Genomic DNA, 13,968 nt, shown 5'->3' with positions numbered 1-13,968 from the left:
CGCTCTGCTGCCCTTTGCAGGATTTTCTATGAATACCAATAACATCAAAAAATATGCTCCACAGGCCCGTAACCAGTTCCGCGATGCGGTGATCCAGAAGCTAACCACGCTGGGGATTTCCGCCGATAAAAAAGGCAATCTGCAGATTGCGGATGCCGAAGTCATCGGTGAGACCGTGCGCTATGGCCAGTTCGACTACCCGAAATCCACCCTCATCCGCCGCGATCGTCTGGTAAAACGCGCCCGCGATCAGGGCTTTGACGTACTGGTTGAGCACTGTGCCTACACCTGGTTCAACCGCCTGTGCGCCATTCGTTATATGGAAATCCACGGCTACCTTGACCACGGCTTCCATATGCTCTCGCACCCGGATAACCCGACCGGCTTTAAAGTGCTGGACCATGTGCCGGAAGTGGCGGAAGCGCTGCTGCCGGAGAAAAAAGCACAACTGGTCGAGATGAAGCTGTCCGGCAACCAGGACGAAGCCATCTACCGCGAATTGCTGTTGGCCCAGTGCCACGCCCTGCACCACGCGATGCCGTTCCTGTTTGAAGCAGTCGACGATGAAGCCGAACTGCTGCTGCCGGATAACCTGACCCGCACCGACTCCATTCTGCGCGGTCTGGTGGACGGCATTCCAGAAGAAGACTGGCAAGAGGTCGAAGTCATCGGCTGGCTGTATCAGTTTTATATCTCTGAGAAAAAAGATGCGGTTATCGGCAAAGTAGTAAAGAGCGAAGATATTCCTGCCGCCACCCAGCTTTTTACCCCAAACTGGATTGTACAGTATCTTGTGCAGAACTCCGTCGGTCGCCAGTGGCTGCAGACCTACCCGGACTCGCCGCTGAAAGGCAAAATGGACTACTACATTGAGCCAGCCGAACAGACGCCGGAAGTGCAGGCACAGCTGGCAGCCATTACACCTGCCAGCATTGAACCGGAAAGCATTAAGGTGCTCGACCCGGCCTGCGGCTCAGGGCATATTCTGATTGAAGCCTATAACGTGCTGAAAAATATCTACGAAGAGCGCGGCTATCGCGCCCGTGATATTCCACAGCTGATTCTGGAAAATAATATTTTTGGTCTCGACATCGACGACCGTGCTGCCCAGCTTTCCGGTTTTGCATTATTAATGATGGCCCGGCAGGATGACCGACGGATATTTACCCGCGACGTACGCCTGAATATTGTCTCTCTGCAGGAGAGCCTGCATCTGGATATTGCTAAACTGTGGCAGCAGCTGAACTTCCACCAGCAGAACCAGACCGGCAGCATGGGGGATATGTTTGCCGAAAATACCACATTAACCCATACCGACAGCGCAGAATATCGGCTGCTTATGCGCACGCTTAAGCGCTTTGTGAATGCCAAAACGCTGGGCTCGCTGATTCAGGTTCCACAGGAAGAAGAGGCGGAACTGAAGTCGTTTCTCGAAGCGCTATATCGCATGGAGCAGGAAGGCGATTTCCAGCAGAAGGCGGCAGCGAAAGTGTTTATTCCGTATATTCAGCAGGCATGGATATTGGCGCAGCGGTATGATGCAGTAGTGGCGAACCCGCCGTATATGGGTAACGGGGGAATGAATAATGAACTGAAAGAATTTGCCAAAAATAATTTCCCAGATAGCAAGTCAGATTTATTTTCAATGTTTATGCAGCATGCATTTTTTTTGCTGAAAGAAAATGGTTTTAATGCTCAGATTAATATGCAGTCATGGATGTTTTTAACTAGTTTTGAATCTCTACGTAGATGGTTACTAGAAAATGTAACATTAATTACAATGGCTCACTTGGGAGCGAGAGCTTTTGGGCAAATATCAGGGGAAGTAGTGAAGACTTGCACATATGTTTTCCTAAAAAAAGAACATTTATCTTTCAATGCTTCTTATCAAGATTTGAAAGATGGCAATGAATCATTAAAACATGAAAAATTAAAAACGAACACATTTATCACATATAATATACAACAAAATAATTTCACAAAAATCCCCAGCTGCATTATTTGCTACTGGTTCACCCCTGAGTTATTATCTCTTTTTAAAAAAAACAAGATAGGCCTCAAAGCTAAAGTTGGAGTGGGTCTTCAGACAGGCAATAACGATAAATACATTCGAAATTGGTTTGAGGTTAGCTATAGTAAAATAACATTTAATGCACCAGAGGAGAATGCTAAATGGTATCCTTGTAATAAAGGTGGTGGGCATAGAAAATGGTCAGGAGAGCATTTAGACATTATAAATTGGGAAAATTCAGGCTTCGATATTAAAAATCATTCAAAAGGTGCTGCAATTCGGAACGAAAAATATTATTTTAAATCTTGCATCACATGGTCCCGCATATCTAGCGGAAGTATTTCATTTAGATACTTAGACAAAGGTTTTGTTCATAATGATGCGAGTTGCTTTATTTCACTTCCCTCAGAAGAGTCAAAGTATACAATATTAGGCTATCTTAATAGCCCTTTAAAAAAACCATTACTAGAAGATTTAAATCCAACAATAAATTTATTACCAGGCATGCTAAATGAAACGCCTTACATTGATAATTATTGTCCCGAAGTTATATTAGCCCTAGAAATATCTAAGGCTGATTGGGATGAACAAGAAACGTCTTGGGGTTTTATCAGAAACGTACTCATCTTAAATACAAAAGATAATAATAAGTTATCCTTTGTGTACGAGAACGTTTTATCACACTGGAATGATAATGTTAACAGAATGAGGAATATTGAATCACATATAAACGCATCATTTTTAGAAAAAACTGGCCTTACTAAACAATTAGAATCAGACGTAAAAGAAGATGATATAACACTCTGTTGCAATAAATCATTCCGTTATGGAATCAATATATCAGCTGAAGAAAAAGAATATCGTTTTTCTTCTGACAATTTATCTCAATTAATTTCGTATATTATAGGCTGCATGATGGGCCGCTACTCCCTCGATCGCGAAGGTCTTGTCTACGCCCATGAAGGCAACAAAGGCTTTACCGAACTGGTCGCCGAAGGTGCATACAAAACCTTCCCGGCGGATAATGACGGCATTCTACCGCTGATGGATGACGAGTGGTTTGACGATGACGTCACCTCCCGCGTCAAAGAGTTTGTCCGCACCGTCTGGGGCGAAGAAAACTTGCAGGAAAACCTCGAATTTATCGCCGAAAGTCTCTGTTTATATGCGATCAAACCGAAAAAAGGTGAATCTGCGCTGGATACCATCCGTCGTTATCTTTCTACTCAGTTCTGGAAAGATCATATGAAGATGTATAAAAAGCGCCCGATCTACTGGCTGTTCAGCTCTGGTAAAGAGAAAGCATTCGAGTGCCTGGTCTATCTGCATCGCTACAACGACGCGACGCTGGCGAGAATGCGTACCGAATATGTGGTTCCACTGCTGGCCCGCTACCAGGCCAATATCGATCGTCTGAACGAACAGATTGATGGCGCTACAGGCGGCGAAGCCACGCGTCTGAAGCGCGATCGCGACAATCTGAGCAAGAAATTCAACGAACTGCGAAGCTTTGACGATCGCTTACGCCACTATGCTGATATGAGAATCAGTATTGATCTCGACGACGGCGTTAAGGTTAACTACGGTAAGTTTGGCGATCTGCTGGCGGATGTGAAAGCCATTACCGGCAATGCGCCTGAGGTGATTTAATCAAATAACTTACCTTCCCACACCACCGGGCTTCAGCCCGGTGGTGATATCGATACGGGAATCCGGCCTTTTTCAGGCATTCGTCACCTCCAGTACATGATAAAATGTGGCTTTGTGTCAGAACGCGGAACACGGCTTCCAGGCGTTCAGACATCTTTAAATTTACCGAATCAACATGGGATTGTGACCTTGCAAAATCAGGAATTTATTGCCGGCCTTAAAGCAAAATTCGCCGAACATCGCATCGTTTTCTGGCACGATCCCGATAAGCGTTTCCTTGAAGAACTGGGTAACTTCGAACTGGAGAACGTCACGCTGCTCGATATGACCGACCAGTCACAACTGGCGGTAAAAAAGCGCATTGAAATTGATGAGCCTGAACAGCAGTTTTTGCTGTGGTTTCCCCACGATGTACCTCCAAAAGAATTCGACTGGCTGTTGGATATTCGACTTTACAGTACGGAGTTCCACGCCGATTTCGCCGCCATCACGTTGAATACGTTAGGCATTCCTCAGCTTGGCCTACGCGAGCACATACAACGCCGGAAGGCATTTTTCAGCACTAAACGTCTTGCTGCCTTGAAAGGTCTGGTGACTGAGCAGGAAAACGAAGCCTCCCTTGATAAGAAGATAGTTGCGGTCATCGCTGGCGTAAAAACAGCAAAAACGGAAGAGATTCTGTTCAGCCTGATTACCCAATACGTTAATCAGCAAAAAGATGACGACAGCGACCTGGAAAACACGCTGGCGATGCTGAAACGCCACGATCTGGAAGGTGTGCTGTGGGGCATGCTGAATCAGGAAATGGGCTATCAGGCCGAGAATCCGACCCTGGAAAACCTGATCCTCAAACTGTTCTGTACCGATCTCTCCGCACAGGCAGATCCGCAGAAACGCGAATGGCTGGAAAAAAACGTGCTGGCCACGCCTTCAGGCAGAGCCTCCGCGCTGGCCTTTATGGTTACCTGGCGCGCCGACCGTCGCTACAAAGACGCCTATGATTATTGCGCACAGCAGATGCAGGATGCGCTGCGACCAGAAGACCAGTACCGTCTCAGCTCACCTTATGATTTACACGAGTGCGAAACCACGCTGAGCATTGAACAGACCATTATTCATGCACTAGTGACGCAGCTTCTGGAAGAGAGCACCACGCTTGACCGTGAAGCCTTCAAGAAGCTTCTGTCCGAACGACAGAGCAAATACTGGTGCCAGACTCGTCAGGAATACTACGCCATCTATGACGCGCTTCGTCAGGCTGAGCGGCTGCTAAATCTGCGTAATCGTCATATTGATGGTTTCCACTATCAGGACAGCGCAACGTTCTGGAAAGCGTACTGCGAAGAGCTGTTCCGCTTTGATCAGGCCTACCGCCTGTTTAACGAATACGCGCTGTTGGTTCACAGCAAAGGCGCAATGATCCTGAAAAGCCTGGATGACTATATCGAAGCGCTATATTCCAACTGGTACCTGGCAGAATTAAGCCGGAGCTGGAATAAGGTTCTGGAAGCCGAAAACCGTATGCAGGAGTGGCGTATTGCGGGCGTTCCACGGCAGCAGAACTTCTACAATGAGGCCGTTAAGCCACAGTTTAACAATCCACAAATCAAGCGCGTGTTCGTGATTATCTCCGATGCGCTGCGCTATGAAGTAGCAGAAGAGCTGGGAAATCAGATCAATACTGAGAAACGCTTTACTGCCGAACTGCGTTCCCAGTTGGGCGTGTTACCCAGCTATACCCAGCTGGGTATGGCTGCATTGCTGCCCCATGACGAGATATGCTACCAACCGGGTAATGGTGACATCGTTTATGCGGACGGGTTATCCACCTCAGGTACGCCTAACCGCGATACCATTCTGAAGAAATATAAAGGCATGGCAGTAAAATCCGACGATCTTCTGAAATGGAAAAATCAGGAAGGACGGGATCTTATTCGCGATTACGAAGTCGTTTATATCTGGCATAACACCATTGATGCTATGGGCGACACAGCATCTACAGAAGAAAAGACCTTCGAAGCGTGCCGCAGCGCGGTGGTTGAACTGAAGGATTTAGTCACCCGTGTGATTAACCGTCTACATGGTACACGCATTATCGTCACGGCGGACCACGGCTTCCTGTTCCAGCAGCAGCCCCTTTCCGGGCAGGATAAAACCACGCTGCAGATCAAGCCAGAAAATACGATTAAAAACCACAAACGCTTTATTATCGGCCATCAGCTTCCTGCCGATGATTTTTGCTGGAAAGGAAAAGTGGCGGATACCGCAGGCGTCAGCGATAACAGCGAGTTTCTGATTCCGAAAGGGATCCAGCGTTTCCATTTCTCAGGTGGTGCACGGTTTGTGCACGGTGGAGCCATGCTGCAGGAAGTCTGCGTTCCCGTATTGCAGGTGAAAGCGCTGCAGAAAACGGCTGCCGAGAAGCAACCTCAGCGTCGTCCGGTAGATATCGTGAACTACCATCCGTTGATCAAACTCGTCAACAACATTGATAAAGTCAGTTTGCTGCAAACCCATCCGGTGGGTGAGTTATACGAACCGCGCACCCTAAACATCTTTATCGTCGATAACGCCAACAATGTGGTATCCGGTAAAGAGCGAATCTGCTTTGACAGCGATAACAACACCATGGAAAAACGTGTGCGTGACGTTACGCTGAAGCTGATTGGCGCGAATTTCAATCGCCGAAATGAGTACTGGCTGATACTGGAAGATGCACAAACGGAAACGGGTTACCAGAAGTACCCTGTCATTATCGATCTGGCATTTCAGGATGATTTCTTTTAAGTGAGGCGATATGCAAATCCATCATGACTTACCCGTTCTAGCTGTATCTGAAGGGGAACTCGTCGCAGAAGGTTACGATTTAGACGCCTTACTGAATCAGCATTTTCGTGGCCGGGTAGTGCGTAAAGATCTGACTAAACAGCTCAAGGAAGGGGCAAATGTCCCGGTCTATGTGCTAGAGTATCTGCTCGGTATGTACTGTGCTTCCGACGATGACCAGATCGTCGAGCAAGGGTTGCAGAACGTTAAGCGCATTCTGGCTGATAACTACGTCCGCCCTGATGAAGCGGAGAAGGTGAAATCGCTTATTCGTGAGCGAGGATCCTACAAGATCATCGATAAAGTGTCGGTAAAGCTCAATCAGAAGAAAGACGTTTACGAAGCCCAGCTCTCTAACCTCGGCATTAAAGATGCACTGGTTCCGCCGCAAATGGTCAAGGACAACGAGAAGCTGTTGACCGGTGGCATCTGGTGCATGATCACCGTGAACTACTTCTTTGAGGAGGGACAGAAAACTTCGCCCTTCTCTCTGATGACGCTTAAACCTATCCAGATGCCTAATATGGACATGGAAGAGGTATTTACCGCACGTACGCACTTCAACCGCGACCAGTGGATTGATGTCCTGCTGCGCTCCGTGGGTATGGAACCTGCCAACATTGAGCAGCGAACCAAGTGGCACCTGATCACCCGCATGATCCCTTTCGTGGAAAACAACTATAACGTCTGCGAACTGGGCCCACGCGGTACCGGTAAAAGCCACGTCTATAAAGAATGTTCGCCAAACTCGCTGCTAGTTTCCGGCGGACAAACCACGGTAGCAAACCTGTTTTACAACATGGCCAGTCGCCAGATTGGCCTGGTCGGCATGTGGGATGTGGTCGCGTTTGATGAAGTAGCAGGGATCACTTTCAAAGACAAAGACGGCGTGCAAATCATGAAGGATTACATGGCGTCTGGCTCGTTTTCACGCGGCAGAGATTCGATTGAAGGCAAAGCGTCGATGGTATTCGTCGGCAACATCAATCAGAGCGTTGAGACGTTAGTCAAAACCAGCCATCTGTTAGCCCCCTTCCCTGCCGCGATGATCGACACGGCGTTTTTTGACCGCTTCCATGCCTATATCCCCGGCTGGGAAATCCCGAAAATGCGCCCGGAATTCTTTACCAATCGCTACGGCCTTATCACAGATTATCTCGCAGAATACATGCGGGAAATGCGTAAGCGCAGTTTCTCCGATGCGATCGATAAGTTCTATAAGCTGGGTAACAATCTTAACCAACGCGACGTTATTGCAGTAAGGCGTACGGTTTCTGGTCTATTGAAACTTCTTCATCCCAATGGTTCTTACAGTAAAGAAGATGTCCGTGTTTGTCTGACCTACGCCATGGAAGCCCGCCGTCGAGTCAAAGAACAGCTTAAAAAGCTAGGCGGACTGGAATTCTTCGATGTGAACTTCAGTTACATCGATAACGAAACGCTGGAAGAATTCTTCGTCAGCGTGCCAGAACAGGGCGGCAGCGAATTAATTCCGGCTGGCATGCCAAAACCAGGCGTAGTGCATTTAGTTACGCAAGCGGAAAGTGGCATGACAGGTCTGTATCGCTTCGAAACTCAGATGACCGCAGGCAATGGTAAGCATAGCGTTTCAGGTCTGGGATCAAGTACCTCGGCTAAGGAAGCTATCCGGGTTGGCTTTGATTATTTCAAAGGCAACCTCAGCCGCGTTAGCGCAACAGCGAAATTTTCTGAACATGAGTACCATCTGCACGTAGTCGAATTGCATAATACCGGACCAAGTACTGCGACCAGCCTTGCGGCACTTATTGCCCTGTGTTCCGTTTTACTGGCGAAACCCGTTCAGGAACAAATGGTCGTGTTAGGTAGCATGACGCTCGGTGGAGTAATCAACCCTGTTCAGGATCTGGCGGCTAGCTTACAACTCGCCTTTGATAGTGGCGCGAAAAAGGTTCTTCTGCCGATGTCTTCCGCAGTAGATATTCCGACTGTACCAGCCGAGTTGTTTACTAAATTCCAGGTCAGTTTTTACTCTGAACCTGTAGATGCGGTTTATAAGGCGTTGGGGGTAAATTAAGACATACCGAGGAATGGATCACATTTCTCGGTATGTTAATGCCCATATTATTTTTATTTAATATAACATCATCCTAAATACATTTATTTTATGAAAAACTTCCCGGTAAAATAATAATGAAACTTATTGCTAACGGATTAAATGGAGAGTTTTTTAGATCATGTTTACCCACTCCAGGTAAAGAAATTGATGGTGTTGTTGCCGCCATTGCTTATGGAGATGATAAAACCACGTTCCTCGAGCATTGCATAAAAAACCATCACCGCCTTGATATTTGGATGCGATATGATCATACAGTTCCTGTATCGCCTGCATTTTTATCAAAACTTCTCGCAAACGTTAAAAATAATATTTTTTGTAAACTTATACCAGATCGCCTGCACAGCAAAGTTATTTGGTGGAAGGGATATGGCGCCTATATTGGTTCAGCTAATTTAACTGAGCGTGCATGGTACTCGAATATAGAAGCCGGTATTTTCTTCACTGAGAGTGATTTATACAGTTCTAATTTAATTGAACAGTTAGAGGAATTCTTCGATAACTTAGCATCACTTGACTCTTGCGTTGATCTTAGTAAAGAGATTATTGATGAACAAAGACAATTATTAAAACTAAAAGTCGAATTAGAGAAAAAAGAACGAGAGCTTATCAAAAAGCGGAAAATACCTGAATGGGGTGGCGTGAATTTTGTTGATAACAAAAAAACTAAAGATAGAAGGAAAGAGAGTTTCCATAAAGAATGGGAAAGCACATTTTCAATCATCAAGAGTATCTCAGACCAAATTAATGATTACAGACCTGCATGGATATCAGAAGATACTCCAATGTTTTGGCAAACCGATCAATTTCTACACGCATACTATTATAAAAAAGTTCATCAACAAGATAATACTTATCCTTTTGAGGATTATCACCGTACCAATAGTAAAAACCCACAAGCAGCATTGATGAATATGCTCTCCTGGTGGAAAATCCAATCAGTTCCTCCGTCTAATGAGGATATTCATCTTGGGATTTACGCCCCCTACATTCGCGAACACTTGTCAAAAAATAATATTAGCTCATTGACAGAGGATAAGCTCTATCAAATATTCTCTTACACACATGCAACAATGGACCATGTGATAAAAATGAGCGCTGAAACATTTGGCTATTCAGCCAAAACATCCTTAAATAAAGAAGAGCGCGCCGTTTTATTCACAAAATGGATCATGGGCCAAACCAATCAAAAAGGTATGACTATTGCTGAATTGCTCAACTATGTCCTCTACGGTGGAAAGCCTTCATTAATGTGGGAAAGGCTCTATCTGGCAGGCAAAGACGAGGAGTACAAATTCCAGCATTACGGTATTAACTCTATTGCTGAAGTGGTCGGTTGGGCAAGGCCAGAAGATACACCTCCCAGAAATGGCAGAACCAATAAAGCCTTGCGTGCATTAGGCTATCCAGTTCGCGTAAATATTTGAATACTTACTTTCACACTCTGGTAAGCAAAACCCAGAAATTCATGCCCACCCGAAGAAGCAGTTCAAAGGCGTGCTCAGTTTACTGAAACACGCCTCACAATGACCAAGCGTGTCAAATAAAAAAGTTTGCATCGCCACACTCTCTCTAATCAGCTAGGATCACTCTTCATATTACCTTGAACCAAGATGATTTTCCCATTTAAACACGCTTTGCTTCAGTTACTTCAAGGCATTTATGTGATTTTATGGAAGAAATTTACTCTCATACTGCAAGTTTCTCTGAAACTAATTTGTCACATAAACCTCTTTTCTTACATGGAGCTTTGCAAAATCAAATGGACTCACTCCCTTCTCCCGATTCGCATCCAGAAAATCAGCCCACCACTGCAACATTAGCCTCCTCTCCCCCAGATGCTCCGCCTTGTGGATATAAGCTGCTCGTACAGAGTTACGCTCCTGGTGACTCATCTGCCGTTCTACCGCATACCTTGACCACAATCCTGATTCAATCAAAGAACTACAAGCCATTGTCCTGAAACCATGTCCACAAACTTCCGTTTTCGTGTCATACCCCATTACGCGTAGCGCCTTGTTCACCGTGTTCTCACTCATAGGCTTACGCGGATCGTGATCGCCCACAAAAATCAGCTCTCGATTCCCACTCATACTTCTGATCTTTTCCAGAATGACCAGCGCCTGGCGCGACAAGGGAACGAGATGAGGTGTTCGCATCTTCGAACCACGCTGAGAATGTTTAACACCTTCCAGTGGTTCACGCTCACCTGGAATCGTCCACATGGCCGTTTCAAAATCTACTTCTGACCAACGGGCAAAGCGCAGTTCGCTTGAACGGATGAAAACTAACAACGTGAGTTCGACAGCAAGTCGGGTTAATGGTCTTCCGGAATAGTAATCAATGCGGTGAAGTAATTCGGGAATACGTTCAAGATCCAGAGCAGCACGATGCTGTCTTTTCGCCGTAGCAACCGCTCCGGCTATCTCTTGCGCGGGATTGTAGTCGATTAAACCACTCTGAACGGCAAAGCGCATAATCGCGGTAGTACGCTGCTGTAAACGGGCGGCAACTTCGAGCCGCCCGGATGACTCGACGGCTTTGATGGGGACAAGCAGATCCCGTGTCTTCAATTCAGCAATGTTCCGCTTACCGATGGCTGAAAAAAGATTATCTTCCAGGCTTTTCAATACACGAGCACTGTGCGACTCAGACCACTTTTGATTGCTGGCGTGCCACTCTCTGGCAACCACTTCAAACGTTATCGCCTCTTGCTCCTGCTCTACCTTAACGGCTTTCTTGTTCTCACTGGGATCGACACCATTAGCTAATAGCTTACGAGCCTCATCCCGGTGTGCCCGGGCATCCGCCAATGACACTTCAGGGTATTTTCCCAACGCCAGCATCTTCTCTTTGCCGCCAAAGCGATAGCGTAGCCGCCAGTATTTTGAGCCGTTAGGGTGAACCAGCAAAACCATGCCTTCACCGTCAGCCAGTTTATAGGCTTTTGCTTCAGGCTTAGCCGAACGAACCTTCACATCACTCAGAGCCATGATGAGTATCCTTTCAAGGGTTCTGTGTGGGTACAAACATTATCGAACCGGGATATACCCGCAGTTGTACCCGCATCAGTAAGTTGATGTAGATTGAATCAGGTTGACTTAGGTTGAGTGAAAAAGCGAGGAAAGCCTTGCGGATAATGGATTTCAGGCACAAAAAAAGACGTCCGTTGACGTCTATTGATGTTCCGATGGTGCCGAAGGCCGGACTCGAACCGGCACGTATTTCTACGGTTGATTTTGAATCAACTGCGTCTACCGATTTCGCCACTCCGGCACGGAAGGGATGCGGAAAACGTTGCGATTATACCTGTCAGGGCCCGCCATGCAAGCAGCGCTCTTGCGCCGTCCTGTTGAGTGCTGAAAATTTCAGCATAGCGCACCGCCCCTTCTCCCGCCCTGTCGCCTCTCTTCCGCTCATAAATTCACCAAAACAATCATTTGCAGGTTTACATCACCTTTCATTTGGTATGTGATCCCGTTACGGGTTCCACTACTTGCGCGGCTCGCCCTCCTCGCTCCCTGACAGGACAATGTATGGATTTTTTCGAGAAAGATCCCACGCCGGAAAACTACTGGCGCGGCGTGATCCTTTTTGGAAACAACTTCGCCACGTACAAATTCGCGCTGGCGCAGGCGCTCTGTGAGGTAAAACGCGATAACAGCCTCGTAAAGCTTGAGGATCTGGCGCTGCCGTTCAGCGCGCATATCTGCGCACACTTACGAGAAGCGCCGAAGCAAATCCTCAACATTAAGCGCCCCGGCCAGTTCATCCTTGCCTGTCAGCATTTTAACGAGCAGGCAATAACCCACGGGCAGTTGATTGAAGCCACGGTCAGGCACGGTTTTAACGTGGTGCTCAGCGCCTTTCATAACGTGAGCGGTGGGCCTGTCGCGAAGCCGTTTTTCATTAACGAACCGCGCGCCCATACAGCCATCCGCCTGACCGATGACTTTTATAACCTCACGGAAAGCGCGCAGTTCGCGAATCTTACGCAGGAAACGGACGCGCGCTGGCGGCTGGTCGAAAAAGCCTGGCAGATGAATCTGCCACCGCAGCTGCTGGATGTCCATTACGACGCGGAGCAGGAAATCCTGTTCACCCCCCGCTTGTACTCATCGCGCATCACCCTGACGAGCTGTCGCAACAGCCTGAACGGCTACCAGAAGGGCCACTGTTTTTACTGCAACGCGCCCATCAGCCTTGAGAAGCATGACGCGACGCTTGCCGATGTCGACCACTTCCTGCCGCTCGCGGCACAGCTGCCGGGCATCAACCTGAACGGCGTCTGGAATCTGGTGCTCGCCTGTCGCGGCTGTAATCGCGGCGAAAACGGCAAATCCGCCCGCGTCCCGACCCTTACGCTGCTCGCGCGGCTGCACGCCCGTAACGAATACTTTATTAACAGCCGTCTGCCGCTGCATGAGGCAATCATTAACCAGACGGGTAATAATGAACGCCTGCGTAAAACCTTCCTGCAGGACGCCTGGAGCGCCGCCTTCGCGAACCGCCTGCAACAGTGGGAGCCCGCGCTGCAACAGGAGCTGATTTTCTGATGACGCAAAACTATTACCAGACGCACTCGCAGGCCTTTTTCGACGGCACCGTCGCGGTCGATATGTCCTCGCTGTACGCCGCCTTCACGCCGCACCTGCCTGCGGGCGCGCGCGTTCTGGACGCGGGCTGCGGCTCCGGGCGCGACGCGCTCGCGTTCCATCGCATGGGCTATGACGTCGACGCGTTCGATGCCAGCCGCGAGCTGGTCGCGCTGGCTCGCGCCCACAGCGGCCTGCCGGTAAAGGAGATGACGTTTCACGATGTGGACGCCGTTGAGCGCTACGACGGCATCTGGTGCTGCGCGTCGCTGCTGCATCTCGCACATGACGAACTCCCCGGCGCCATGCAAAAGCTCTCGGACGCCCTCAGGCCCGGCGGCGTCTGGTATCTCTCGTTCAAATATGGCGACGGAGAGCGCGAACAGCAGGGGCGTCGTTTTACCGATATGAATGAAGCGCGCCTGACCGCGCTGCTGGCCGCGTTTCCGGCCCTGTCGCCGCTCGCGCTGTGGGTCACGCAGGATATCCGCCCGGCGCGCCGCGAACAGTGGCTGAATGGGTTGCTTGTAAAGCGCTGAACCCGGTTTCATGCGCAGGTTGTGACGCTATTCACATGCCGGGATTAATGTCCCTGCACGCGGGTAAATATTGCCAGCGTTAAACAGCTCAGGCGGTTTGGTTAATAACCCGAAAATCGCTAAACGCCATTTTTATCTTTCTATAAAAATCAGCCACCAATAAATAAACCAAAAACCGCACCATGCTATATATGATATTTCTTTAATTATTTTTACCCTTTTTCATTATCCCATTATTGCCATCGGTAAAAA

7 protein-coding genes and 1 tRNA gene are annotated in these 13,968 nt (G+C 48.1%); 6 read left to right on the top strand and 2 right to left on the bottom strand.

Annotated features, from left to right (window positions below):
- Positions 1–28: 28 nt before the first annotated feature.
- The 4 genes from pglX (at position 29) to AFK67_RS02765 (ending at position 10,009) form a co-directional block, all read left to right on the top strand.
- Positions 29–3,661: a BREX-1 system adenine-specific DNA-methyltransferase PglX gene (gene pglX / locus AFK67_RS02780; protein ID WP_038884861.1), complete on the top strand. Its 3,633-nt coding sequence runs from the start codon at positions 29–31 to the stop codon at positions 3,659–3,661.
- A 189-nt stretch (positions 3,662–3,850) separates the two neighbouring features.
- A complete protein-coding gene (pglZ, locus tag AFK67_RS02775) occupies positions 3,851–6,448 on the top strand; it encodes a BREX-1 system phosphatase PglZ type A (protein ID WP_081591129.1) in 2,598 nt (865 codons plus the stop codon).
- 10 nt (positions 6,449–6,458) lie between these two features.
- Complete coding sequence (gene brxL / locus AFK67_RS02770) at positions 6,459–8,543, top strand: protease Lon-related BREX system protein BrxL (RefSeq protein ID WP_038884862.1); 2,085 nt, start codon at positions 6,459–6,461, stop codon at positions 8,541–8,543.
- Positions 8,544–8,659: 116 nt separating this feature from the next.
- On the top strand, positions 8,660–10,009 hold the full coding sequence (locus tag AFK67_RS02765; RefSeq protein WP_032967173.1) for a phospholipase D-like domain-containing protein: 1,350 nt from the start codon (positions 8,660–8,662) through the stop codon (positions 10,007–10,009).
- Positions 10,010–10,294: 285 nt separating this feature from the next.
- Here AFK67_RS02765 and AFK67_RS02760 read toward each other — a convergent pair whose 3' ends face one another.
- The gene (locus tag AFK67_RS02760) at positions 10,295–11,575 is read right to left on the bottom strand and encodes a tyrosine-type recombinase/integrase (RefSeq protein WP_038884865.1); all 1,281 of its coding nucleotides are present in this window, start codon (positions 11,573–11,575) and stop codon (positions 10,295–10,297) included.
- Between the two features lie 198 nt (positions 11,576–11,773).
- Positions 11,774–11,858 (bottom strand) — tRNA-Leu (locus AFK67_RS02755).
- Between the two features lie 260 nt (positions 11,859–12,118).
- On the opposite strand from AFK67_RS02755, the gene AFK67_RS02750 reads away from it, so the two are divergent.
- Together AFK67_RS02750 and AFK67_RS02745 are read left to right on the top strand one after the other, a co-directional pair.
- Entirely contained in the window at positions 12,119–13,138 is a 1,020-nt protein-coding gene (locus tag AFK67_RS02750) for an HNH endonuclease domain-containing protein (RefSeq protein ID WP_007723013.1), read from the top strand.
- On the top strand, positions 13,138–13,716 hold the full coding sequence (locus AFK67_RS02745) for a class I SAM-dependent methyltransferase (RefSeq protein ID WP_007723015.1): 579 nt from the start codon (positions 13,138–13,140) through the stop codon (positions 13,714–13,716). The genes AFK67_RS02750 and AFK67_RS02745 overlap by 1 nt, the downstream gene beginning before the upstream one ends.
- The last annotated feature ends 252 nt before the right edge of the window (positions 13,717–13,968 follow it).

Origin of the sequence: Cronobacter dublinensis subsp. dublinensis LMG 23823, from assembly GCF_001277235.1 — a bacterium.
Classification (GTDB): Bacteria; Pseudomonadota; Gammaproteobacteria; order Enterobacterales; family Enterobacteriaceae; genus Cronobacter; species Cronobacter dublinensis.
This window is presented reverse-complemented; position numbering and strand designations above follow the sequence as displayed.